Origin of the sequence: Aliikangiella sp. G2MR2-5 (genome assembly GCF_015687155.1) — a bacterium.
Taxonomy (GTDB): domain Bacteria; phylum Pseudomonadota; class Gammaproteobacteria; order Enterobacterales; family Kangiellaceae; genus Aliikangiella.
This window is the reverse complement of the sequence record NZ_JADPQF010000006.1, coordinates 1-24,622: the sequence shown is the minus strand read 5'-3', so window position 1 is coordinate 24,622 and position 24,622 is coordinate 1. Positions and strand designations below refer to the sequence as shown.

At 40.7% G+C, this 24,622-nt stretch carries 19 protein-coding genes; 13 read left to right on the top strand and 6 right to left on the bottom strand.

Translation table 11 applies throughout. The features are described from left to right. Positions 1-28: 28 nt before the first annotated feature. From IYN84_RS16955 to IYN84_RS16940, 4 genes are all read left to right on the top strand, one after another. A complete protein-coding gene (locus tag IYN84_RS16955; RefSeq protein ID WP_196140456.1) occupies positions 29-445 on the top strand; it encodes a hypothetical protein in 417 nt (138 codons plus the stop codon). 350 nt (positions 446-795) lie between these two features. Next, entirely contained in the window at positions 796-1,221 is a 426-nt protein-coding gene (locus IYN84_RS16950) for a hypothetical protein (protein ID WP_196140455.1), read from the top strand. A gap of 101 nt (positions 1,222-1,322) precedes the next feature. Further along, entirely contained in the window at positions 1,323-1,979 is a 657-nt protein-coding gene (locus IYN84_RS16945) for a DUF4386 family protein (RefSeq protein WP_196140454.1), read from the top strand. Between the two features lie 374 nt (positions 1,980-2,353). Beyond that, positions 2,354-4,093 carry a thiamine pyrophosphate-binding protein gene (locus tag IYN84_RS16940; RefSeq protein WP_196140453.1) on the top strand — a complete coding sequence of 580 codons (1,740 nt, stop codon included), beginning with the start codon at positions 2,354-2,356 and terminating at the stop codon, positions 4,091-4,093. Between the two features lie 105 nt (positions 4,094-4,198). Here IYN84_RS16940 and megL read toward each other — a convergent pair whose 3' ends face one another. Together megL and IYN84_RS16930 are read right to left on the bottom strand one after the other, a co-directional pair. Beyond that, the gene (gene megL, locus IYN84_RS16935; RefSeq protein ID WP_196140452.1) at positions 4,199-5,404 is read right to left on the bottom strand and encodes a methionine gamma-lyase; all 1,206 of its coding nucleotides are present in this window, start codon (positions 5,402-5,404) and stop codon (positions 4,199-4,201) included. A gap of 249 nt (positions 5,405-5,653) precedes the next feature. Beyond that, positions 5,654-6,307 carry an arylesterase gene (locus IYN84_RS16930; protein WP_196140451.1) on the bottom strand — a complete coding sequence of 218 codons (654 nt, stop codon included), beginning with the start codon at positions 6,305-6,307 and terminating at the stop codon, positions 5,654-5,656. Between the two features lie 125 nt (positions 6,308-6,432). On the opposite strand from IYN84_RS16930, the gene IYN84_RS16925 reads away from it, so the two are divergent. The 4 genes from IYN84_RS16925 to IYN84_RS16910 all read left to right on the top strand — a co-directional run bounded on the left by IYN84_RS16925 (position 6,433) and on the right by IYN84_RS16910 (position 13,681). Beyond that, the gene (locus tag IYN84_RS16925) at positions 6,433-7,122 is read left to right on the top strand and encodes an ABC transporter ATP-binding protein (protein ID WP_196140450.1); all 690 of its coding nucleotides are present in this window, start codon (positions 6,433-6,435) and stop codon (positions 7,120-7,122) included. Further along, positions 7,123-9,624, top strand: coding sequence for an ABC transporter permease (locus tag IYN84_RS16920; RefSeq protein ID WP_196140449.1), 2,502 nt, complete (start codon positions 7,123-7,125; stop codon positions 9,622-9,624). Between the two features lie 218 nt (positions 9,625-9,842). Further along, entirely contained in the window at positions 9,843-12,497 is a 2,655-nt protein-coding gene (gene topA / locus IYN84_RS16915) for a type I DNA topoisomerase (RefSeq protein ID WP_196140448.1), read from the top strand. A 149-nt stretch (positions 12,498-12,646) separates the two neighbouring features. Next, the gene (locus IYN84_RS16910; RefSeq protein ID WP_210330651.1) at positions 12,647-13,681 is read left to right on the top strand and encodes a quinone-dependent dihydroorotate dehydrogenase; all 1,035 of its coding nucleotides are present in this window, start codon (positions 12,647-12,649) and stop codon (positions 13,679-13,681) included. A gap of 43 nt (positions 13,682-13,724) precedes the next feature. On the opposite strand, the gene IYN84_RS16905 is transcribed toward IYN84_RS16910, so the two are convergent. Continuing rightward, a complete protein-coding gene (locus tag IYN84_RS16905; RefSeq protein ID WP_196140447.1) occupies positions 13,725-16,946 on the bottom strand; it encodes a YfiR/HmsC family protein in 3,222 nt (1,073 codons plus the stop codon). A 274-nt stretch (positions 16,947-17,220) separates the two neighbouring features. Here IYN84_RS16905 and rlmKL point away from each other — a divergent pair, with 274 nt between their 5' ends. Together rlmKL and IYN84_RS16895 are read left to right on the top strand one after the other, a co-directional pair. After that, the gene (gene rlmKL, locus IYN84_RS16900) at positions 17,221-19,410 is read left to right on the top strand and encodes a bifunctional 23S rRNA (guanine(2069)-N(7))-methyltransferase RlmK/23S rRNA (guanine(2445)-N(2))-methyltransferase RlmL (RefSeq protein ID WP_196140446.1); all 2,190 of its coding nucleotides are present in this window, start codon (positions 17,221-17,223) and stop codon (positions 19,408-19,410) included. Positions 19,411-19,527: 117 nt separating this feature from the next. Beyond that, a complete protein-coding gene (locus IYN84_RS16895; RefSeq protein ID WP_196140445.1) occupies positions 19,528-19,779 on the top strand; it encodes a glutaredoxin family protein in 252 nt (83 codons plus the stop codon). A 55-nt stretch (positions 19,780-19,834) separates the two neighbouring features. On the opposite strand, the gene IYN84_RS16890 is transcribed toward IYN84_RS16895, so the two are convergent. Together IYN84_RS16890 and IYN84_RS16885 are read right to left on the bottom strand one after the other, a co-directional pair. Next, a complete protein-coding gene (locus tag IYN84_RS16890; protein WP_196140444.1) occupies positions 19,835-20,278 on the bottom strand; it encodes a DUF4124 domain-containing protein in 444 nt (147 codons plus the stop codon). 96 nt (positions 20,279-20,374) lie between these two features. Next, the gene (locus IYN84_RS16885) at positions 20,375-20,650 is read right to left on the bottom strand and encodes a DUF3579 domain-containing protein (protein ID WP_196140443.1); all 276 of its coding nucleotides are present in this window, start codon (positions 20,648-20,650) and stop codon (positions 20,375-20,377) included. A 264-nt stretch (positions 20,651-20,914) separates the two neighbouring features. On the opposite strand from IYN84_RS16885, the gene msrP reads away from it, so the two are divergent. Together msrP and IYN84_RS16875 are read left to right on the top strand one after the other, a co-directional pair. Continuing rightward, on the top strand, positions 20,915-21,892 hold the full coding sequence (gene msrP, locus IYN84_RS16880; RefSeq protein WP_196140442.1) for a protein-methionine-sulfoxide reductase catalytic subunit MsrP: 978 nt from the start codon (positions 20,915-20,917) through the stop codon (positions 21,890-21,892). Then, positions 21,892-22,506: a sulfite oxidase heme-binding subunit YedZ gene (locus IYN84_RS16875; protein ID WP_196140441.1), complete on the top strand. Its 615-nt coding sequence runs from the start codon at positions 21,892-21,894 to the stop codon at positions 22,504-22,506. The genes msrP and IYN84_RS16875 overlap by 1 nt, the downstream gene beginning before the upstream one ends. 59 nt (positions 22,507-22,565) lie before the next feature. Here the strand turns inward: IYN84_RS16875 and IYN84_RS16870 are convergent, their stop codons facing one another. Further along, the gene (locus IYN84_RS16870) at positions 22,566-23,354 is read right to left on the bottom strand and encodes a TIGR00266 family protein (protein ID WP_196140440.1); all 789 of its coding nucleotides are present in this window, start codon (positions 23,352-23,354) and stop codon (positions 22,566-22,568) included. Between the two features lie 196 nt (positions 23,355-23,550). Between IYN84_RS16870 and IYN84_RS16865 the strand changes: the two genes are divergently transcribed. Beyond that, complete coding sequence (locus tag IYN84_RS16865) at positions 23,551-24,219, top strand: hypothetical protein (RefSeq protein WP_196140439.1); 669 nt, start codon at positions 23,551-23,553, stop codon at positions 24,217-24,219. The last annotated feature ends 403 nt before the right edge of the window (positions 24,220-24,622 follow it).

The window sequence follows — 24,622 nt, the reverse complement described above, 5'->3', positions numbered from 1 at the left end:
AAGGCGTTATGTTTGTGGAGATTAGCACTTGAAGCTTTTAGCTGTACCTATATTACTTTTTTCGAGCATTCTAATAGCTTCAGAAAATTGCGAGCTCACTGAAGAGTACAAGGCAGCGAGAACCGAAGCGTTTATGTGGATACAAGGTTCTGAGAGTCCGTTCCTTAAATGTGAGAGTTCTGTCCTTGAAGCTGTTTACTGGAAGGCTGTCGCCGCATGTGTCAAAGAAGGAAAAGGTAAGAATATAGGGGGCGGTTGCCATCATATGGTAGGTCATGGTCAGTACCCACGTGAAGACTCTGACGATTCGCATTGCGAAATATTTAGAATCGAAGAACCTAAAAAAGCAATGAAAGAACTGTTAGAGCATTATGTTAAAGTTCGAAAAATCGTGAAATGCAAACATAGCCATTCATTGAAGAGCAACGCGAAGGACAGCGCGTGAACTAGCACCACTTTAGTGGACAGTATATTTACTGAAAACCACTGGAGTAGCGACATGGGACAAACCAAGAAAAAACTAAATCAGAACTAAATCAGACACTCTGTTATTGAAGAAATGCTGCTTTTTGTTGAGTTTTATTGATAGCGGGGTCAATTTGACTTGAGTATAGAGTTCTTTTTGATTGGGAATGAAGAAGTCTCGATATTTCTTATCATTCGATCGAGTTTGACCATATATGTCTGAAAATATGCGGACTTCTTTAGTGTTTCTAGAGATAATTTATGCCACAAAAGCTTAAAAAATTAATCAATACGCCCCTTGGTGGGGCGCGTCAATAAGGCGTACACATCGTGAATAAATTTATTGTATTGCTATTTATTATCATCCTTTTTGGGTGCTCCTCTTCCACAAAAGAGGAAAGTAAATTCCAGCACAAATCAACTTGGACATTTACTAATCCGAAAGGTAAAAAACAATTAATTACTGTTGAATATAATAAGACAGAGTATAACTCTTACTCAGATATACCGAAAAAATACAAATCTGACTTAACAGAAAAATTCAGTTCACTAGTGAAGAGTATGACCCGTGAAGAAGTTAGGAGTATTATGGGTAAGCCGCATGCCGAACGTTCGCTGGCAGATATTTGGTTTTTGAACGGCCTTGGCAATTACAGAAGTCAACTTTGGGTTAGTTATGACTTCTCAGGTGAAATAACCATTACTGCACTATGGCAAGACGGTGATACAGGTGTATATTACCGACCATATCAATAGTATTTGTAATAAACAAAATCAGCATAATTAATAACCGCTTATGGCATATGTTTTTTAGTGCTTAAAGACTTTCGCTTTACGACAAACACAGGATAATTCCAATGAAAAATCTACAAAAAGTTGTAGGCGTTTCAGCTATTTTTGAAGCCTTGATTTATATAGCTGCCTTTGTGTTTTTTGGCGCTTTTTGGGCATATCCCTCCGCAGGTACGGCATCAGACAAAATGGCATATTTAGCAGAAAATCAGCTTGCATTTTCAATGATTTATTTTCTGATGTATGTAATGTTTGGGGTTTTTCTAGCGGTTATAGTTGTTGGTTTATATGAAAAATTAAAATCAACAAATAATCCAATTGTTAAAGTGGGATCTGTCTTTGGCGTTGTTTGGGTTGTTCTGGTCATTGCAAGTGGCATGCTGGCAAATATTGGGCTTTCACATTCAATTAACCTAATGGATTTATCTGCCGAGAAAGCTTTTGATATGTGGAGAGTGATTTCAGTGCTAATTGAAAGTTTTGGGGGAGGAAACGAACTTGTTGGCGGGCTTTGGGTTCTGTTGATTAGTCTAGCGGCCCTTAAAGCGAAAGAGTTCTCGCGAGGAATGAATTACCTGGGTCTAATTGTTGGCGCTTCTGGTATTGCAACAATATATCCCGATGAAGTCCTCACTGAAATTTTTGGTGTCACTCAAATTATCTGGTTTGTCTGGCTAGGTATATCCATGTTAGGCCAAAGTAATGCTAACAAGTCAATCTAGCTTAATGCTATGCCATCCGCTAATTGAGACGATATGACCGGATCGCTACTAAGCTCAAGAATACAATAAGCGTCCTCTTTAGAGGATTAGCCCTAATTAACGAATCGAGGCATATTCCTGATTTTGTCAGGCAGGCTCTCAACCATTTACTCTCGATCCTACTCAGTAGGTCACATTTAATTCCAATTATTTCTCTGGGTTATCCTCGATCCTGCGTTGCTATCCGTTACCTACGCAGCCGACCGGCAAACTTCATCTCAGACTAATATTATTCTGCCATATTTAAATTCGACTATTCTTGTCTCTATACAAGACAAAAGGTACATTAAAGCAACTACTCAGACCACTTGAATAAGAATAAAGCGGAGTGACCCATGAAAAAGACAGGTGCCTGGCTTGCCCGATACGCGCTTGAGCAATTACCTATTCAATTTACCTTTGGCATTCCGGGGGTTCACAATACTGAACTTTATGATGAACTCAACTCTTCAGAGAAAATACAGCCGGTATTAGTCACCCATGAAGGCTGCGGTGCTTTTATGGCCGATGCAGTCAGTCGAGTCAGTGACGGTATTGGTTGTATGCTGATTGTTCCTGCTGCCGGGGTAACTCACGCGGCTAGCGGCATCGGCGAGGCTTTTCTGGATGGTATACCCATGCTGATTATTTCTGGTGGTATTCGTTCTGACTCAAAATTTGGCTATCAACTGCATGAGATGGACCAACATAAATTGTTGGAGCCGATTACCAAAAAGACCTTTAAAGTAGAATCCCACGATCTTGTCGTCCCGACTATATTTGAAGCTTATGCATTAGCGGTGGATGGTGAACCTGGTCCGGTATTTGTCGAAATTCCGGTGAATATCCAACTAGACCGAGGAGACGTCCCTAACTTGCCAGAATTTCTGGCTGCAAGGCATCCATATAAGCTGGATGAAGTCTCTCTGGAACAGGCGGTGACTTTACTCGATGGGGCGAAAAATCCGGGCATTTTTGTCGGCTGGGGAGCATTGGGTGCATTTGATTCGATCAAAGCCATCGCAGAGCATCTTGGTTGTCCAGTAGCAACAACCCTGCAAGGCGTGAGTGCCTTTCCTGCAAACCATCCGCTTCACGCCGGATTTGGCTTTGGAAATTCAGCCGTTCCTTCTGCGCAAAATGCTTTTTCTCAATGTGACTGCCTGCTTGCGGTCGGAACTCGTTTCGGTGAAATTGCTACCGGAAGCTATGGGGTGAATGTACCTGAAAATCTGATACATATTGATATTAATCCTCAAGTTTTCGACCGTAATTTTCCGGCCAAAGTGAAGCTGCATGGAGATTCGGCAGAAATTTGCACAAAGCTGTTTAAAAAGCTTCAGTTTTCCGTAGCCAAAAGAGATTCGAGTGAATTACAGAAGAAAATTCTTGGCGATAAACAGGCCTTTCGCGAAGAGTGGCGCAAAGCAGACAAAAGCGCAGTGGTTAACCCCGTCCGGTTTTTTGATGAGCTAAGAATGCAACTGGATGATGAAGCCATAGTCGTTGTTGATGACGGAAATCATACTTTTTTGACCGCTGAACTGATGCCTGTCCATCGAGTGGGCGGAATGATCTCTCCTACTGATTTTAACTGCATGGGTTATGCTGTTCCTGCGTCTATAGGTGCCAAGTTGTCAAATCCAAAGCTGCCGGTGGTCAGTATCGTCGGTGACGGCGCTTTTTTAATGACCGCGATGGAGCTGGCAACTGCCAGTGATAACCGGGTAGGAACTGTGCAGTTTGTATTTAACGATGGAGAACTGTCACAGATTGCACAAGCGCAAACCAGACCCTACAACAGAACAACTTGTGCCAAAGTCGCTTCGGTTAAGTTGGAAGGGGTGGCGATGGCTACGGGCTGTGATTATGTGAGAATTGGAAACAACGAAGAAATCGCGGCAAGTATCGCGAGCGCGCTGGAAAAAGCAGAAACTGGTCGTTCGGTCATTGCTGATGTCAATATCGATTATTCCAAACCCACCTGTTTTACCTTGGGGGCGGTTAAAACCAATATTAAGCGTTTGCCGTTTGATACGAAAGTGAGAATGATTGGAAGGGCACTTTATCGGAAGATCACTTTGAAGTCGGAATAGTGTCTAAAAGTCTTTAAACAATCGAATACAGTCAACTAACAGACAAAATCAAACTAAAAGGGCGCCAAAGCGCCCTTTGATATTTTCTGACGGTTTGTCTGAAAGTTAGCCTACCTGACGTAGACGATTATTCATATGATCCAGCGCCTGAGTAAGGTCGCTAATAATATCGTGTACGTTTTCCAATCCGACTGACAGACGGATTAGCGTTTCGCTGATTCCGGCAGCAGCCCTTTCTTCTTCCTCATAAGGGGAGTGGGTCATTGACGCAGGGTGCTGGATTAAGCTTTCTGCATCGCCCAGACTTACTGCGATAGAGCAAAGCTGAAGGCTGTTCATAAAGGTTACAGCATCATCAAAGGTTCCATCGATCTCAAAAGCTAAAGTACCGCCAGCAGCTTTCATTTGCTTTCCTATCAGACTGTAGCCCTGGTGTGAAGGTAGTCCGGGGTAGTTGACCAGTTTGACGCTCGGATGAGCTTCAAGAAATTCCGCTACACGCTGAGCATTTTCGCAATGTCTTTCCACTCGAACCGATAATGTTTTGAGACCGCGAATAATTAACCAGGCGTCATTTGGACTAATAATCGCCCCCATATCTTTTAAGGTAGTCAGCTTGATATTTTCTATCTGTTCTTTGCTTCCACAGGTGATTCCTGCAATGACATCACCATGACCATTAAGATATTTAGTTGCGCTATGGATGATCAGATCAATTCCGAGACGGGCAGGATTTTGCAGTACTGGAGACATAAAAGTATTATCGACGATGCTGACCAAATCATGTTCTTTGGCAATTTTAGCAACCATTTCGAGATCGATAACAACAAGATTTGGATTGATAGGTGTTTCCAGGTATATAACCTTAGTATTCTCTCTGATCTGAGAACGAATTTCGGCTTCGTTCGTCATGTCAACAAAACTTACTTCTATGCCCATTTCTGGAAACTTATGATTCATCAGAGCAAAAGTACAACCATATAATGCAGAAGAGGCGACTACATGGTCTCCTTTTTTCAGGTTGGCAAGCAAGGTTGCTGAAACTGCGCCCATTCCTGAACCAAACGCCGCCGCTTCTTCAGTCGATTCCAGAGCCGCCATACGCTGTTCTAATTCTCTTACCGTAGGATTACCCAGGCGTCCATATATAAACCCTTCTTCTTCACCCATGAAGCGTGCAGATCCTTGCTGTACATTGTCAAAGATAAAAGTAGAAGTTTGGTAAATCGGGGTGCTCAAAGCGCCAAATTGTTTGTCTTTTACTTTACCTGCATGAATGGTGTTTGTTTCAATGTGTTTGGATTTAAACATAATTTCCTACCGCCTTATTATCAGGAATTAGAATAATATTAGGTTTTTGCTTATATATGACTAATATAACTAAATTTATTCTAAAAGAGCATTTAGATCAAGTTGATTTTGTAAAATCTCAACAATGCGGAATAATATTACGATATATGATGGAATTTACTAATATAAGTATGTTTTTTTTGAGAGGGTTCTAACTCCGTGCTTACGGAGTCAGACAATGCTATTTTGATTGGAAGCCTCTTAGCTGCCTTATAGCATGCTTTCGAGTGTTTTAAATACGTGTTTCATTAATAGAGGTTGGGCTTCCGCTTTGGGATGAATGCCATCAGCTTGTAGCAGGTGTAATTTGTTGGTGATAGGTTCCAATAAAAACGGGAGCAGCGTCACATCATCACTTTGTGCTAAATCAGTATAGATTTTTTCAAATCGACTCGTGTAGGTTCTACCATAGTTAGGTGGAATCTTTATGCCCACCAGAAGAACCTCTGAGTTATATTTTGTACTCAGTTTTATCATCTCTGATAGATTTTCTTTAGTTGCGGTTAGTGATAAGCCTCTTAGCCCATCGTTGCCTCCAAGTTCAAGAATAACAATATCAGGATTGTAAAGCTTTAGTTGCTTTTCGAGTCGTTCGAGTCCTCCACTGGTCGTCTCACCACTAATACTGGCATTGACTAGTTTAACATTGAGATCATTAGTCTTTAGAAAGTTTTGTAACAAACTAACCCAGCCTTGCTCGATCGGAATATTGTATGCTGCACTAAGAGAATCACCAAATACCAGAATTGTTTTGTCACTATTTGCTTTTCCTGCAGTAATCGTTGAATTTTCTGATGCAGCGCTCAGGTTAAAAGTAATATAGGTTGAAATTAGAATTAATAGTCCGTATATGTAGTTTCGCATCATCGATCTTAAAATTTTAGAATTTTGATTGAGGTAAAGAAGACCTGGAATCCAAATTTACTGATTTTACGTATATTTGAATTTACCATACTCGATTTGTTTTACTATCCCTAAAGAGCAATTAAATGTTAACAGCTATTAATCTTGGCAAAAAAGTTAAAACCGGAGACTCCAGTCTAACTATTCTGGATAATGTTTCTTTTGAATTAAAAAAGGGGTGTAGTCTGGCCATCCTGGGAGAGTCTGGCTCTGGAAAGACAACGATGCTCGGACTCTTGGCTGGACTTGATACTCCGACTAGTGGAGAAGTGTTAATTGATGGAAAGTCCATTTTTAAGCTGTCGGAAGAAGAGCGCGCAGAATTAAGAAAGAATAATCTCGGTTTTGTATTCCAGAGCTTTCAGCTAATTGAAGGCCTGACGGCACTTGAAAATGTAATGATGCCGCTAGAGCTCAAAGGCGATAAAGACGCCAAACAAAAAGCAAAAGAAATGTTGGAAAAAGTTGGTCTGGGAAAAAGATTTCAACATACCGCCAATCAGTTATCGGGTGGCGAGCAACAGAGAGTGGCGATTGCTCGAGCATTTGTTACACAACCTGCGTTGCTGTTGGCTGATGAACCGACCGGAAACCTGGATACTGCTACCGGTGAAAAGATTATTGAGCTAATGTTTTCATTGAACTCTGAGTTGGGCACGACTCTTGTATTGGTCACCCATGACATACATCTGGCAGGACGCTGCGATGAGTCCCTGACTTTGAGCGCCGGTAAAATGATGAGTAAATCTTCAGCTGAGGAAAGCGAGGTCGCATAGATGAATTCTAATGGATTGCTAATCTCTATTGCCTGGCGAATTTTTAAGCGAGACTGGAAGAGAAAAGATCTTCTCGTATTACTTTTATCTATGGCTGTAGCCATGGCTTCAATCAGCGTTATATACCTGGTAATTGATCGAATCGAGAGTGCAACTGAAAGAGAAGTCGCTGATGTGTTGGGTGCGGACGTCGTTATTGCGTCTCCGCGAGAAGTCCCGGTTAAGTGGTTGGAACGAGCCGATAATTTAGGCTTAAAAAGTGCACAGAGTGTCGAATTTTCGAGTGTTTTATTTGCCAAAGAAAAATTACAGTTGGCTTCCATAAAAGCTGTGTCTGATGGCTATCCGTTAAAGGGGCGAATAGAAATTGCTGAAAAGCCCTATGCCGAAAGCAGAATTTTGAATACAAGTCCTGCACGTGGAAAACTTTGGTTGGAACCGCGACTTTTTTCAATTCTTTCGGTCCAAAAAGCAGATCAGGTTGAGGTCGGTTATACCGAGTTAGAGGTTGATGGTGCCATCATGTTACAGCCTGGCCAGGGAAGCACTTTGTTCAATATAGCACCGACCGCGATTATCAATATCGATGATTTGGCTGCAACTAAAATTATTCAGCCAGGTAGCCGAGTGAGTTATCGCTACTTTTTTTCAGGCGATGATGAAGCGCTAAAAGCTTTTACTGAACAGATCAAGCCTGAATTGGAGACTAGCCAAAGGTTATTGACCGTTTTTGATGAATCTCCTGTTGCCGGTTCGGCAATCACACGGAGCAAAAAATATATTGCACTCTCGAGCCTGCTGACATTGATTTTACTTGGAGTTGCTATCGCTATGTCTGCCAGTCGATACGCCCGCAGACAATTTGATATGAGTGCGCTAATGCGTTGTTTTGGTTTAACAAATAATGACGTATTAAAAGTATTTCTGGGTATTTTGACTATTGTATGCGCATGCGGTGTCGCTTTAGGGAGCGCATTTGGTATTGTATTTCAGGAGTTCCTGGTTTCCATTTTAAAACAGTGGATTACGGTAGACCTACCTCAGGCAGATTATTCTGTTTTGTTTATTCCTCTAATGGCAACAGTTATTTTATTGCTCGGCTTTTCTGTACCTTCACTCATTCAGGTAAAAAATGTGCCTCCTATGAGAGTGCTACGAAAACAGCTCGAACCTATGAGTGTGGGCAGTTTGTCTGTTTATCTACTGTCGGCTATCACTTTAGTTATTATCATGTGGATCCAGATGCAGGACGTGAAGTTGTTGATGTCTGTTTTACTAGGCCTGGTGGGTGTCGCAGTTTTATTTGCATCGCTCGCCAGTTTACTATTGTTGGTTATGAAGCAGTTTTCCAATAGTCGTAGTGCTGCGGTCAATTTCAGCTTACGACAGCTGGATGCCAATAAGGGAATAACTTTACTTCACTTGCTGGCATTCAGTATCACAATTTTTGTTATTGCTTTAATGGTATTGGTGAGAACTGAATTATTGGGCAAGTGGCAGCAAAGTTTAGGGGAAAATATTCCGAACCACTTTATGGTCAATGTTAAACCAGGAGAAGTGGAACAGATACGGATGTTTTTTGAACAAAATCATCTTCAAATTGCGGAACTATATCCAATGGTTCGCGGAAGAATTACCGGAATCAATGATCAGGATATAAAAGAAGCTGTGTCTGAGGAGGGACAAAAGCATAATTCGCTACGACGTGAGTTGAATATTACCTGGTCACAACAACTACCGGTAGGAAATCAGTTAGTAACTGGAAAATGGGGATGGCCGGAATCAAGTGATGAACCATTAATATCTATTGAGGAGCGCACCGCTCAGGCAATAGGGTTGAAGGTCGGAGATAGAATAAATTTTTCTATAGGAGCGGAAAAATGGACGGCAAAAATTATCAATGTACGCTCGATTGACTGGCAGACTTTTACTCCCAATTTTTATGTTATTGCCAATCCGGGAAGTATGGACGGATTTAATGCAACCTATATCAGTAGCTTCAGGATGGAACAAGAAAATAAAGGGCTACTAGCTAAATTGGTTAAACAATATCCAAGCATTACAATAATTGAACTGGATAGAATTTTCGAAGAAGTTCAGTCAATTATTGAAAAGGTTTCGACAGCGGTAGAAATCATAATGATCTTTGTTGTGATTGCAGGACTTGCCTTGCTTTGGGCTGCCATGGAACAAACATTCGACAACAAATACAAACAATCTGCAATTTTAAGAACGCTTGGTGCGAGCAAGTCATTTATTGCAGCCAGTTTTCGATTCGAATATATCTGGTTGGCTCTACTTTCTTCTACGATGGCTATTGCTGCGGTAGAGCTTGTGACTTACCTTATTTACCGTTACGCCTTTGAAATTGAGTTTCAGTTTCACTGGCAACTCTGGGGAATTTTACCCGCCGCTACCTTATTTTTAATGCTGTTGGCATCATGGCAGGGCGTCAAACGGGTTACCGAGCCCCCTCCGCTAAACTTAATTCGTCAAGGTTAAGTTATTGAACTGATAGTAAAATTCACTGGAAAACTGAGAGACAATTGCTATTATCAATAAAAATTCCAAGTTTTAGGTTGACTCTTAAAGGGTAATTGACCATAAAATAAAAAAGGGGCGGTGAGCCCTTTTTGAAAAAATAGAGCGAAAAATAATAAGATCCCTGTGTAGCGCTAAAGATTACACTTTTATAAAGTTAGGAATATTAAAAAATATCCATGGGTAAATCATTAGTCATTGTCGAATCGCCAGCCAAAGCGAAGACGATTAACAAATACCTCGGCAAAGATTTTGTCGTTAAGTCCAGTGTAGGGCATGTTAGAGATCTTCCTACCAAAGTTGCCACTACCCCTGTCGACCCTAAAGAGAGGGCCAGAAAAGCGGCTGAAACGAGAAAACTATCACCTGAAGCAAAAGCCAAGCATAAAGCAAAACAGGCCAAAGAAGCTTTGTTCAAGCGAATGGGTATCAACCCGGAAGCAGACTGGAAAGCGTCTTACGAAATTTTGCCGGGAAAAGAAAAAGTTATCAAAGAGCTTAAAAAGCTTGCCAAAGATGCTGACCAGGTTTTCCTTGCAACGGATTTGGACCGCGAAGGAGAGGCCATAGCTTGGCATTTAAAAGAAGTTATTGGCGGTGATGATGATAAGTACCAACGAGTTGTATTCAATGAGATTACCAAGAAGGCGATTCAGGAAGCTTTTTCAAAACCATCCCATCTAGATATGAACTATGTCAATGCGCAGCAAACAAGGCGTTTTCTGGATCGCGTAGTTGGCTTTATGGTTTCTCCTATACTTTGGAAGAAAGTCGCTCGAGGACTTTCGGCTGGAAGGGTCCAGTCGGTTGCTGTTCGACTGATTGTTGAGCGAGAAAGAGAAATTCGCGCGTTTATTCCGGATGAATACTGGACCTTATGGGCTGACACCAAAACTCGGGGTAAAGATGATCTTAAGCTTGAAGTCAGGCGTTATCTGGGCGAAAAGTACAGACCTGTCAACAAAGCACAAAGCGATGAGATGCAGTCCAAGTTGCGCCAGAGCCCGTTGATTGTTGAAAGCTGCGATTCTAAACCTTCAAAAAGTCGTCCAAGTGCACCCTATATTACTTCAACCTTGCAACAAGCTGCGAGTACTCGCCTGGGCTATAACGTAAAGAAAACAATGATGTTAGCTCAACGACTGTATGAAGCAGGATATATCACCTATATGCGTACTGACTCTACTATGTTGAGTGCCGATGCGCTGGATATGTGTCGTACTTATATTAGTGAAAATTACGGCGATAAATACCTTACTGAAAGTGCCAGACTTTATTCCAATAAGGAAGGAGCACAGGAAGCTCATGAGGCTATTCGTCCGACTAACGTAAGAACGGTTGAAAAGCATCTGAAGAATGTAGATGACGATGCCATCAAACTCTACAACTTGATTTGGCGCCAGTTTGTCGCTTGTCAGATGACTGATGCGGTCTACGACGTGACTCAGCTCAGTGTTAAGGCAGGAGATTTTGCGTTGGCTGCCAAGGGACGAGTAGTGAAGTTTGATGGTTGGACTAAGGTTCAGCCACCTAAATCCAAGAATGATGAAGATGTCATTCTGCCAGCAGTGAGTGTTGGAGAGACTCTTGCTCTGGAGTCATTGGAACCGAAGCAACACTTTACCAAGCCTTCTCCGCGATACAGCGAAGCTGCATTGGTAAAAGAGCTTGAAAAGCGAGGAATAGGACGCCCATCAACCTATGCTTCCATTATTTCAACAATTCAGGATCGCGGTTATGTGGTGATTAAAAATCGCCGGTTCTACGCAACCAAAATTGGGGAAATAGTTTCAGATCGTCTGGGTGAGAGTTTCAACAACTTAATGGATTACTCTTTTACTGCAAAAATGGAAGAAACGCTCGATACGATTGCATCGGGGGACCAAGTTTGGAAAGAGACCCTCACCGATTTTTATAAAGATCTCAAAAAGCGTCTCGAAAAAGCAGAGCTTCCGGTTGAAGATGGGGGAATGGACAATATCAAATCCGTCGAAATGGATATGATATGCCCCAATTGTAACACTAACAAAATGATGATTCGAAATTCATCTTCTGGCACTTTTCTAGGATGTAGTGGGTTTTCGCTACCACCAAAAGAAAGGTGTAAGCATACAATGAATTTGATCCCTGGCGATGAAATAGAGGCCGTGGACAAAGATGAAGAAGCTGAAAGTCGAAATCTTCTTTTGAAGAAACGTTGCCCTAAATGTGAGTCGGCAATGGATAGCTACCTCATTGATGAAAATCAAAAGCTGCATGTATGTGGTAACAACCCCACGTGTAAAGGCTACCTGATTGAGGAAGGTAGCTTTAAAATCAAAGGGTACGATGGTCCTCTTATTGAATGTGATAAGTGTGGCAATGATATGCAATTGAAAGTTGGCCGATTCGGTAAATATTTCGGTTGTACAAATGAAGAATGTAAGAACACGCGCAAGCTGTTGAGAAATGGAGAGCCCGCTCCACCAAAGGCCGATCCAATTCCAATGCCGCATTTGAAATGTCAGAAGGTTGACGACCATTATATTCTAAGAGATGGCGCCTCTGGCATTTTCCTTGCCGCCAGTCAGTTTCCAAAAAATCGAGAGACCAGAGCTCCGTTGGTTGAAGAATTGCTTACCGTTAAAGATCAACTTGATCCCAAATTTGAGTATTTAACCAGAGCGCCCGTAGAAGACCCTGATGGTAATAAAGCGATGTTTCGATTTAGTCGAAAGTCGAAAGAGCAATATGTAACCAGTGAAAAAGACGGTAAGGCGACCGGCTGGAGTGCACACTATAAGGATGGTGTTTGGGAAGAAAAAGCTACCAAAAAGAAGGCTGCCAAGAAATAATCGAGCCTCTAATAAATCCATTGTAAAGCCTCCGACTGGGGGCTTTTTTCTTTCTTGAGCTTCTCCAAAGTAAACTCCTTGCGCCAGCTAAGTTGTAACTATACAGGGCAATCCGTATAATCGCGCCAATATTGTATTTAGGTGGCACTATGTTGAAGATTTTTTATCCTCTGATTCGCTCGTTCATGTTTAGAATGGATGCGGAAAAATCTCATGACCTAACTCTTAAGTGGTTGAAAAAGATAGAAAACTCTCCTTTTCGGTTTTTAATCTCTCAGCAAAGAGTTGAGGATGGCGTGGAAGTATTCGGAATCCGCTTTCCTAACAAAGTAGGGCTGGCTGCCGGGTTAGACAAAAATGGCAGTTGCATCGATGCTTTTGCTGCGCTCGGTTTTGGCCATATTGAAATTGGCACAGTAACACCAAGACCTCAACCTGGAAATCCTCAACCTCGCCTTTTCAGGATTCCCGAGAAAGGGGCCATCATTAACCGATTCGGCTTTAATAACCATGGTGTTGATCACTTGATTGAAAATGTTAAGCAGTCAAACTATCGAGGAATACTCGGAATTAACATTGGTAAGAACTTTGATACGCCCGTAGAAAGAGCTGTGGAAGACTACATGATATGCATGGAAAAGGTCTATCCTTATGCAAGCTATATTACCGTCAATATTTCTTCTCCCAATACCGCTAACCTAAGGCAACTTCAATTTGGAGAGGCGCTGGATGAGTTGTTGTCAGCGATTAAGAAAAAGCAGGCAGAGCTGCTTAAGCTACATAATAAGCAAGTTCCTGTTTTAGTTAAAATTGCTCCAGACCTTGATGATGAAGAAGTAAAGCAACTCGCCGAGACTTTTAAGCACCACCGGATAGATGGTGTTATCGCGACTAATACTACATTCGATAGAGAAGAGGTTGAAGGATTGATGCATGCCGATGAGCAGGGCGGATTAAGTGGAGCTCCTCTTCATAAAAAGAGTACAGAGGTTCTGAGAAAGTTTTGTCAGCAAGTTGATGGCGCCTTTCCGGTTATCGGAGTTGGTGGAGTTGATTCTGCTGAGACGGCTCGCGATAAGCTGGATGCGGGTGCTTCACTTGTTCAGCTATACTCAGGTTTTATTTATAAAGGACCTGCATTGGTAAGTGAAGTAGCTAAAGCTTTGGTGACAGAAGCAGATTAATTTTCTGACCTAACATCGAACAAAGTATTACTGGCTAAAAAGCTTATGATGTTGAAGTTTGTTTGGAAAGAGAACTTATTTCTGAAAATGTTGCGTCGAAAATTTCTGACAAACTATCTAACAGCTTTTTCGCTTCAATATCATTTTCTTCGCGACATGCATGATCCAAAGCTGCTGCTTTATCTGAAAGTGGCTGAATAAACAGGTTTGCAGAAACGCCTTTTAAGTCATGCGAAAATTTGGCAAGCTCGGCATAATTCTTACTCTTTAAAAGGGAAGCTGCTTCTACTAGAAAGTTTTCCTGTTGCTCTTTAAATTGGTTAAGCAGATCAATAAATAGAGATTCGTCTCCCATGAGTTCGATCCCACCATTGATATCAATTAGTTTTGAACTGACCTCTGATAAGTTTGAATTCGCTTGAAGACTATTTGACTTTTTAACCTGTGCCGCGGAAATCTTGCCCGATAGCCATAGATTTAATGTTTCAAAGAATTCTTTTATACGAATAGGCTTTGATATATAGTCATTCATCCCTGCAGCAAGACATTTTTCTTTATCTCCGCCCATTGCATTTGCAGTCATAGCAATTATCGGAAGTTCTTCTTTGGATTTGCTTTTTCTGATTTTGCTGGCTGCTTCATAGCCATCCATAATTGGCATCTGGATGTCCATAAGAACACAATCATATTCGTTATTCATTACCATTTCTACTGCCTCAGCCCCATTGGATGCTACATGGGCTGAGATTGAAGCCTGGGTAAGAATTTCTTTGGCAACTTCCTGGTTTATTTCGTTGTCTTCAGCGACGAGAATTTTCAGTGATTGCAATTGTGTCCCCAGCTTCTTAATTCGTGCATTTTCATCCATGCGAGAAATTCTATTGCCAATCGCCTCATTATAATTTGAATCAAAAATTTGAATTAACGCATCCAATATTGAAGAAGGTGTTGCAGGCTTGTCTATCGTTATAACCTGACCCAGAGAGTTTATTATTTCTTCTTCATCTGGGGATGTGCTTGGAGTAAGTACTGCGAGTTTAGCTGATTGTGAATCGCATGCTTTCAATAATTCGCTCTTATGTAATGTAACGAAATGCAGGTCCGTAATAATGCAGTCAAATGATTTTTGAATTTTGCCCGCTGAGTGAATAATGCCTAAAGCACTTTCAAATGAATTCGCAGTAGCAAAATGACATTTGAAGTTTTCCAAAATAGACTCTAGCGCTTTTTGAGTAGAATAATTTTGGACTATTAAGAGTATTTGCTTATCTTTAAACTGAAGCAAATCATCGACGCGATCGAGTACATTCTTACTTTCTTTCCTGCCAAAGTGAGCATCAAAAATAAAGCTGCTGCCTTGACTCGGTTGGCTTTTTACCGAGATACTGCCGCCCATCTCTTCAATAAGCTTTTTGCATATCGCCAGTCCTAAACCTGTACCACCAAACTTTCGAGTAGTAGATGAGTCTGCTTGACTAAACGGCTTGAAAAGTCTTTTGGATACCTCTTCTGTCATTCCTATTCCTGTATCGGTGACTTGAAAGCTTAGGTGAATATCTGTTTTTGAAACAGAAACTAAATCAATCTTCACTTTTACTTCGCCCTTTTCAGTAAATTTCATAGCATTGTTGGTAAGATTGATTAGCACCTGGGTAAGTCTTAGTGGATCTCCGATAATGGTTTCAGGTATTTCGGGGGAAATATCATAGACAAACTCTAGTCCCTTTTGCTGAATTTTTAAGCCTGTTAGATTTGATATATCATTGAGTACTTTGGATAGACTGAAATCAATTTTTTCAATTTTCAATTCACCCGCTTCAACCTTGGAAAAATCTAAAATATCATTAATGATTTCTAGTAATGCATTCGCGGCATTGTCGATTTTATTAACATAGTTGAGCTGCTTTTCTGAAAGTTTGGTTTGTTGTGTCAGATGTAACATACCAATAATTGCATTCATGGGAGTTCTGATTTCATGACTCATATTAGCCAGGAAGGAAGATTTTGCTTCATTGGCGGCTTGAGCCTGATCGCGAGCGACCAATAGTTCTTTCTGAATTTCACTTAGTGCTGCATTCTTTTCAATGAGTTGCAGATTGGCTTTACGACGTTCCTTGTTGAAGTAAACTATCATTGTTAACAGTAGTATGAAGGCCGACAGGACCGCAGCACTAATAACGAGCCACCACTGTTGTTTTTCAATTTGTGAGCCCTGCTTTGCAAGATTTTCTTTTTGTTTAGTTAATAATTTTTGCTGGTTTTCAATCTCTGCTTTCTGGCTTTTTAGAATTTGCAGGTTCTGATTAATATCATCCGTTAGTTGAGATATGGCTTCTTCTTTAGATTTTATCGTACTGAGCCTTTCTCCTAACAGGGCTGTATTTGCTCTTAATCGATTACTGATTTCCTGTAGTTCATTTTGAATCGCCAGGAGCTCACCTTCTTTTTCTCGAATCGAAATGTTTTTCGCTTCAATGAGTTTGGTTTTTTTGTCAAGCTCATCTGCGAGTATTTTCATTTCAGTCTTAATTTTTTTTGATTCTTCCAGAGCCTCTTTGTATTGCTTCTGTGATTGAGCAAGCTGATTTTTTGAGCGTTTGAGCGCATCTTGTTGATCTTTTAGCTCTTGTTTTAGTGTTGTTAGTTCCTGAAATGACTCTTTATATAATTCAGCAACATCCAGCTCAGTTCCGCCGAGAAGTAAAATATCTTTATCAATTTTTAAATACTCAAAGGTAATATTCGGTTTATTTATCTCAAATGTGAATCTTCCATCGGCTTGTTGAAGCAAGTTGACCATTGTATTTTTCTTATCCAGAGTATTAACGGTCACGATTAGTGTATTGGTTCTTGAAGTTTTCTGAGCTATTTGTGCCAGGCTGATAGGTGGTGTTTCAGGAATAAAGAGGAGGTGATATTCAGGAAACTTGTCTAATTGACTAACAAGCTCTACATGAATGAACTTTCCTTTTATTTGCCGATTCGGAATTGCCTGTTTAATTTGTTGCAAAAGCAATTCCTGCTTTCCAACCAGTCCAATTTTAAATGACTTAATCTGAGATTCATTTGGCCACTCAACTTTATCCAGGAGTTGGAAGATGAAAGCCGTCTTAAATTGCTCTGCAGAAATATTTTGTTGAGAGAAACTGCTCGAGGAATAGAGGAAGGCTAGTAGAGTAACAATTACACTTATCAGACTTCTGCTACAGAATTTTAGAAGAGGCTGTTGGCGCGCTTGAATTGTGCTGATATTTGGTCCAGTCATGCTACTTTATCAACCTTGTAGGGTCGCGTCTAAGTCCTTGCTAATTCGGGCTAATCATTTTTACGAGCAGGAGCTGTCTTAAAGCCCATAGATAACTACTCAGTCTAACGTTGATACTAGTCTCTTTTGTTAAATTTTGCCAATAAATCATAGAGTTAATAACTCCAGATATAATTTAAGAATTTGCGCAGATTGCTTGTTTTGTACAGGTCTTCACAGACACTCAGGAAATATCGGAGTTATTGATGTCCAATGCCGGAGCAAGTCAGTATAATTGCCACATTTGCAAACTGCTATTATTTCGAATATGCCAAATTTTATTGCTACTTGTGCCAAAGGTTTAGAGTATCTGCTCGTTGATGAGCTGGTTTCTCTAGGCGCGGAAAATATATCCGAGGGATTATCCAGAGCTTCTTTTGAAACCGATTGGAAGGGCGTTTATGAAGTGCTTATGTGGAGCAGGCTGGCAAGCCGAATTTTATTTCCAATTGCAAGTTTTGAAGCAAATGATGAGTCAACTCTTTACAATCAAATCTCGATTATCGAGTGGCAGCAGCATATTGCTCCTGGGGCGACTTTTGTCGTTAATTCACAGTCCTACAAGTCAAAACTGAGTCATACTCAGTTTATTTCTCAACGGGTGAAGGATGCTGTGGTTGATTATTATCGAGACAATGACGAAGTGTTGCCGCAAGTCGATTTTGATGATCCTGAAGTCACACTCCACTGTCAGATACGTAAAAATCAGGTCATATTATCTATTGATCTGGCGGGAAGAGGATTACACCAGAGAGGATATCGAGTTAAAGGCGGAGGAGCTCCCATCAAGGAGAATTTAGCTGCAGCACTGCTGAAACGCGCAAAATGGCCAGGTGAATTCAAAACGCTCGTTGATCCTATGTGTGGTTCAGGGACTTTCTTAATCGAAGGGGCGATGATGGCAATGGATATTGCTCCAGGGCTCCTCAGAGAATCTCTTGGATTATTTGGCTGGAATCAATTTGATGCGAGCTTATGGGAGTCGATCGTAAAACATGCTGAAGAAAGAAAGATAAAAGGACTCGCAGACAATAAGCTCAAGTTTTGCGGAAGTGATATTAATCCTAAGGCTGTAAGAAATGCTCAGGCCAATATTGCTTTGGCAGGATTGGAGAATGTTATTGAAACTAGAATAGCTGGAGTTGATCAATTGAGTCAGTTCAGTTTTGGAAGCGAGGGGCTGGTAATCGTCAACCCGCCATATAGTGAGCGATTAGGTGAAAGAGAGTCTGTCAAGCAGCTGTATAATGAGCTTGGGAAGTGGCTCAAGACGGATATGAAAGGGTGGAAAGCCTCGGTATTGTCTCCAGATAAAGATTTTGGACACTCGCTCGGAATTCGAGCTCAAAAAATATACAAATTTAATAATGGTAGTATCCCTTGTGAGCTTTTGAATCTTGATTTACAGGAAAAGCATTTTATTGACAGACTTAATGACGATGAAGTTGATAAGGCATTTAAGGAAAAGCTTTCGCCACAAGGTGTTCAACTTTGTAACAGAGTTGAAAAAAATCGACAGAAGTTGAAAAAATATCTTGCGAGTGAAAAAATAAGCTGCTTTAGGGTTTATGATGCAGATATTCCTGAGTTCAATGCTGCAATTGATATTTACGGAGATAAGATTCATATTCAAGAATATCGAGCGCCTAAGTCCATTGATGATAAAGTCGCAACGAGAAGGCTAAAAGAGATCCAGAGAGTCGCTGCGGGAGTTTTTGAGTTACCCCCTAGTCAAGTTTTTGTAAAGCAACGGCAACAACAAAAAGGAAGCTGGCAATATTCCAGGCAAGGAAAAGTTGAAGAAACGCAGGATAATTTTTTCACAATTGAGGAAGGCGGAAGAAAGTTCTGGGTTAATTTAAAAGATTATCTTGATACGGGAATATTTCTGGATCATCGAAAAACACGAGAGCTTGTGGCGAATAAAGTTAGTGGTAAGAAGTTACTTAACTTGTTTTGCTATACCGGAACGGTTTCTGTTTATGCCGCAACACTGGGGGCAAAAACCGTCAATGTTGATATGTCTAACACTTATCTGGAGTGGGCAAAACGGAACTTTAAATTAAACAGAATTCAACTCGCCGAGCACGAATTCATCAGAGAAGACTGTATGCATTGGTTAGAACAAGCTCCTCAGGAAGGAGAGAAGTTTGATACCATATTTCTTGATCCTCCTACTTTTTCGAACTCCAAAAAAATGGAAGGCCACTTCGATGTGCAGAGTGATCATCCAAAATTAATCGAGCAGTGTTTACAGGTACTTCAGCCAAAAGGAGAGTTGATTTTTTCCAACAATTTTCAAAAATTTGAAATGATGGTCGAATCAAATGAAAGAATTGAAGTTAAGGAAATAACTCGATCAACTCAATCACCTGATTTTACCCGCAATAATTTGCATCGTTGTTGGCTGATCAAGTTTAAGTAGGAAAAATAGTTAAAGCGTAAAATAAGTTTGGTATTCTTTGGAAACCAATTCTACAATTTAATTGAAGGATGAGTTTAATATCCGAACTGGATCCAAGTTAACAAAAGGCTTTGTTCTATGACAGAAACTATTCAACTTTTCACCACTGCAGGTTGTCATCTTTGCGAACAGGCAGAAGCAATGTTTGAATATCTGGTAAAGAATGATAAAGATGTGAGTTCTCGTTTAACCATGTTGCCGGTGGAAATTGCCGGTGACGAAGCTCTTGTTGAACGGTATGGAGTAAGAATTCCTGTATTGGCCAAGTCTGATCAAGAATTAGGCTGGCCATTCGAATTGGAAGAACTTAAAGATTGGCTACTTAAATAAAAAAGAGGCATTAGCCTCTTTTTTTAAAACGGTATATTCTGTTTGAGGGCTGGTTTTACTTCTTTTCTGCCTCTGAAGAGCAGTATTTATCACGTTTTTCAGTAAAGCTTTTAATGTTTTCTTTTCTTTCCTCATCAGTCATAAGACGAGTTCCGCCTTGACCGTCATCCTGTGATATTCTTCCTGAATTATGGAGTATATCCAGATTCTCTTTTGCAATTCGGCAGTTCTCATCTCGCCATTCGGCATAGTTACTTTTCTTTTCTTCTTTCTTTTCTTCTTTTGGCGCTGGTGCTTGCGGCACTTTACTGGTTGTTTTTCCACCATCATCAGCTACTTTGATTCGGGTATATTCCACACCCTGAGGGGGGCGTTCGCTGTAGTGTATTTGGCCATCTGCGCCTTTCCACTTATACATATACTTGGCTGCAGCCAGATCTTGAGAAACACTGGCAAGGAAAAAAAGGCCGATAAACGAAATAAGAGCACTTAGTTTCATGATTTATCCTAAACGACTAATTAATATGGCTAATATAGTCTTAAATCGGGGTAAAAGTTAAGTGCTTTGTATAAAAAATTGTTAATTTTGAGGTGTTTATTGCTCTTTTTCGGTTTGAAGATTGTTTTTCCTGGCAAAATGAATTACGTCATCTAATAAATTGGCGTGTTCTTCCTGCAGTTTTGCATCAACGATCACACATTTTATTCCGTCGATAACCGCTGGACGCAGTAGAGGTGAGTAGTACATTCTTCGGTTGCGAAATGTACACAAATTTCCGCAAAGTCGCTCTGCCCAGTCGCTTGGACGAAATTTACTACCTTCGGGTGTAATACCTTTAAGAATAAGGCGGCTAAAATCGACTTGGCTCATACTGGATAAACATCTCGTTTTTGCTAAATTGCGCGGCATAATGCCAGAATCTATTTTATTGTCAATAGACTTGGATCAAGTCTGGAAGCATCACCAATAATACAAACACCAATTGGTCTACTTAACGTTGTTTTATGTCTGATGACGAATGTAAGTGTAGCAAAATCTAGCAACATCGCCATTTGATGTCGGTTTGTGTAACAAATTGGAGGTTATATAGTCAACAGGGAATAGCCCATTGACATTATTACTGGATTTTAAAAAATGGCCATTGTTAGAAAGTCTGATAGTTTAGGTGAAACCTCGGTGACTCCAGAAGCTATTTTCTGGAAGAGAAGAGAGTTTATTAAAAGCTTTACCGGGGCGCTGAGTGTATCCGCGCTGGCTCCAGGTATCGTGTTGTCTGATAATACTGTTGCTCAGAAGTCATCTAAGATGATTGGAGAGGAACTTAGAGGCGAGTTAAGTAGTGAGTTTGTCGTTACTCACCATAATAATTTTTATGAGTTTTCTACCGATAAGCAAGAGCCTTCGAGAAAAGCAAGAAACTTTAAGCCTGACAGTAACTGGAAAATCAATATTTCTGGCGAAGTCGATAAACCTGGTGACTATACTCTGGAACGAATATTGTCCAGGGTTAATGAAGAAGAACGAATATATCGTTTGCGCTGTGTCGAAGCTTGGTCAATGGTTGTACCATGGACAGGTTTTGAACTTAATCAGTTGATATCTCTAGTTAAGCCAACCTCGAAGGCAAAATTTGTTGAGTTCAAGACATTGCATGACCCAGAGGTGTTTCCCGGACAAAAAAGAGGAGCCTTTGGTTCTTATACTTTACCCTGGCCATATTCTGAGGGGCTTACTATTCAGGAAGCGAATCATCCTCTGACAATATTGGCTACGGGGGTCTATGGAAAGCCGCTGCCAGGTCAAAATGGAGCACCCCTGAGACTGGTCGTTCCTTGGAAATATGGTTTTAAGAGTATCAAGTCGATAGTATCAATTCGCTTCACTCAGGAGCAGCCCGTTTCTACCTGGAATGAAAGGTTACCCAACGAATATGGTTTCTACGCTAATGTTAATCCAAAAGTTGATCACCCTCGTTGGAGCCAGGCGACAGAGCGTCGTATTACTGATGAGTCATTTTTCGGTGTAAAACGAATTCCTACGAAGCCATTCAATGGTTATGCTGGTGAGGTGGCTCATCTATACAAAGGGCTGGATTTGAGAAAATTTTTCTAATGAATAAACAATTAGGCCTAAAGATTTTTGTTCATTGTACAAGTTGGCTTCCTTTAGTCTGGCTAGTATATGCTGCTTTAAATCAATTGCTCGGTGGAGATCCCCAGACCAAACTCATGCATGAGTTGGGGTTGTGGGGGCTTATCTTTTTGTTAGCTAGCCTCTCCATGACGCCACTAAAAAACGTATCGGGTTATTCTGGATGGATAAGGTATCGGCGATTACTGGGTTTATATAGCTACTTTTATTTAATACTTCATGTTTTAACTTATTTTTGGCTTTATCTGGATTTTAGTGTACATGACCTAGCAGATGAAATAGTGAAACGCCCTTATATTATGATAGGAGCAGTGGGTATTCTTTTGATGACGCCCCTGGCAATAACTTCAACTAGATATGCGCAGAAAAGGTTGGGCAAAAGCTGGAAAAAATTGCACAAAATGGTTTATTTCATAGCCTTCGCGGGATTAGTTCACCAGATTTGGCAAAGTAAGTCTGATATCAATGAGCCAATGATCTATATCTGTTGGTGGGTTGTACTTATGTTGCTACGGGTTGAAAAAGTTGTCGGCCTGGTAAAAATGGAAAGCAGTCGAAGTAAACAAAGCGCCTAGTCTTATATTAAGGCGCTTATACTGCCGGTTATCAGGAATATAGTGCTTCTTACTATTGGTTAGTCTCCGTCGATGAGTCGGCCTAAGCCTCCAAGTACTGAGCCTTCTCCTTTATCTGACCCACCCATGCTTGGCGCACTTCTGATAACCCGATCTGCTAGTCGAGAAAAAGGCAGACTCTGTAGCCAAACAGTACCATGGCCTGACAAAGTTGCTAAAAACAAACCTTCGCCTCCGAATACCATTGATTTCAGGTTACCCGCTCGCTGTATATCATAGTCAATTCCCTGAGTGAACCCGACCAGGCAGCCTGTATCCACCCGCAATGTTTCACCTTTGAGCTCTTTTTTAATTAGTGTTCCTCCTGCATGAATAAACGCCATACCATCACCTTCAAGTTTTTGCAGGATAAATCCTTCTCCACCAAAAAAGCCGGCACCGATCCTCTTATTAAAGGTAATTGATACTTTTGTTCCAAGGGCTGCAGCGACAAATGCGTCTTTTTGACAAATGACTTTTTCTCCTAATTCAGCCATGTTGAGTGGAATTATTGTTCCTGGATAAGGCGCAGAGAAAGCTACTTTTTGTTTTTGATGTGCTTGATTGGAAAAGTGAGTTGTAAAAATGGATTCACCTGTAAGAGTTCGCTTGGCAGCTGAAAAAATTTTGGACATCATTCCTTCATCAGGATCTGAACCATCACCCATTTTTGTTTCAAAGTTGATACCTTGTTCCATATAATTCATAGCGCCGGCCTCTGCAATAACTGTTTCACCTGGGTCGAGCTCAACTTCAACCAATTGAATATCATGGCCGATAATTTCATAATCTACTTCATGGCATCTCATATTAAGTTCCTTTTCCATTGTTAATTCATAACTGTTTGCCGATTTAACCAAAAACTGGCAAAAGTGACCAACAACTATTTGTTAGATTTCTTTAGCAAGCCTAATCTACTGATTTATAAGGAACGTATAACTGGCAAATTTATTGCTTAATAAGTCTCGACTTATTTTGTTTAATTGTTTCTGGAGTAATAAAAAAATGAAAAGCAAGTCTGTTCTTTATTCCGCGGTACTATCTTCAACTTTACTGGTTACAAGTTGTGCCGTTCATGTTAGTGCGAATAGCCAAAATGGTTACCAAGACCTGGATACTGTATTAGGTGGCGTGACTGTTGAGCACAATGCAAAAGTTAGAGACATTTCTAGTGTAAACGGAGGGGTTTCTCTGGGAAGTAAAGCCATTGCTCGCAATGTTGATGTTGTTAATGGTGGAGTCGATATAGCTGATGATGTTTCTTTGCGTAATCTTGAAACGGTTAACGGCGGGATCAGTGCTGGTAAAGGCCTACAGGTCGAGTACTCGATAGAAACTGTAAACGGTGGAATTGACCTCCGAGAAGGCAGTAAAGTGGGTAAGAACGTCATTACAGTTAATGGTGATATTAATCTAAATCGGGTAGTTGTCTTGCAGAACGTCAAGACCATTAATGGCGATATTCGTCTTTTGGAGGGGAGTGTAGTCAATGGAGACATTATTGTAGAAAGATCTGAAGGCTGGTTCTCAGGTTGGAACGAAGACGAACTGATAATAAAGATCGATGAATCATCGTCAGTTACTGGCAAGATTCATTTATATAAGCCCGTTAAGTTGGAAATTGCGGAAACGGCCAAGGTAGGCGAAATTATGTATCATTATGCGAGGAAATAGCTTTTCCTGTCCTGTGTTTATTTTTACCTGGTCACGCTAGAATAATCGTCTATACTTTCTATCCGCCTTGTACAATAATTGTCCTATTTGCTTGGCGGTAGACCTCCGAAACTGCCTGTTTTGATTGTTAAATAACCAGTTTTGTATTATTTCGAATATTTTTTAAAAAAAGGCTTGCGGATAAATATTTTGACTCTATAATTCGCGCCTCACTTGGAACGGAGGCATCTGCCGAAAACTTCAAGTGGTTCAGTGCTTTATGAAGTTAAGATAAACTTAAAATAAAGTGTTGACACAGGTTTTGCGCACTGTATAATGCGCGCCCGCTTCGAAGGAAAAGTTGATTGGAAATTGAAGCGAACGTTAACGGTTTAAAAAGTTATTTAAGCTTTTGAAAATAAAC

Excerpts from the sequence above, each read along its gene's own strand:
- IYN84_RS16945 (WP_196140454.1), top strand. The coding sequence starts at position 1,323 with ATGAAAAATCTACAAAAAGTTGTAGGCGTTTCAGCTATTTTTGAAGCC.
- IYN84_RS16940 (WP_196140453.1), top strand. The coding sequence starts at position 2,354 with ATGAAAAAGACAGGTGCCTGGCTTGCCCGATACGCGCTTGAGCAATTA.
- megL (WP_196140452.1), bottom strand. The coding sequence starts at position 5,404 with ATGTTTAAATCCAAACACATTGAAACAAACACCATTCATGCAGGTAAA.
- IYN84_RS16930 (WP_196140451.1), bottom strand. The coding sequence starts at position 6,307 with ATGCGAAACTACATATACGGACTATTAATTCTAATTTCAACCTATATT.
- IYN84_RS16925 (WP_196140450.1), top strand. The coding sequence starts at position 6,433 with ATGTTAACAGCTATTAATCTTGGCAAAAAAGTTAAAACCGGAGACTCC.
- IYN84_RS16920 (WP_196140449.1), top strand. The coding sequence starts at position 7,123 with ATGAATTCTAATGGATTGCTAATCTCTATTGCCTGGCGAATTTTTAAG.
- topA (WP_196140448.1), top strand. The coding sequence starts at position 9,843 with ATGGGTAAATCATTAGTCATTGTCGAATCGCCAGCCAAAGCGAAGACG.
- IYN84_RS16910 (WP_210330651.1), top strand. The coding sequence starts at position 12,647 with ATGTTGAAGATTTTTTATCCTCTGATTCGCTCGTTCATGTTTAGAATG.
- IYN84_RS16905 (WP_196140447.1), bottom strand. The coding sequence starts at position 16,946 with ATGACTGGACCAAATATCAGCACAATTCAAGCGCGCCAACAGCCTCTT.
- IYN84_RS16895 (WP_196140445.1), top strand. The coding sequence starts at position 19,528 with ATGACAGAAACTATTCAACTTTTCACCACTGCAGGTTGTCATCTTTGC.
- IYN84_RS16890 (WP_196140444.1), bottom strand. The coding sequence starts at position 20,278 with ATGAAACTAAGTGCTCTTATTTCGTTTATCGGCCTTTTTTTCCTTGCC.
- IYN84_RS16885 (WP_196140443.1), bottom strand. The coding sequence starts at position 20,650 with ATGAGCCAAGTCGATTTTAGCCGCCTTATTCTTAAAGGTATTACACCC.
- msrP (WP_196140442.1), top strand. The coding sequence starts at position 20,915 with ATGGCCATTGTTAGAAAGTCTGATAGTTTAGGTGAAACCTCGGTGACT.
- IYN84_RS16875 (WP_196140441.1), top strand. The coding sequence starts at position 21,892 with ATGAATAAACAATTAGGCCTAAAGATTTTTGTTCATTGTACAAGTTGG.
- IYN84_RS16870 (WP_196140440.1), bottom strand. The coding sequence starts at position 23,354 with ATGAGATGCCATGAAGTAGATTATGAAATTATCGGCCATGATATTCAA.
- IYN84_RS16865 (WP_196140439.1), top strand. The coding sequence starts at position 23,551 with ATGAAAAGCAAGTCTGTTCTTTATTCCGCGGTACTATCTTCAACTTTA.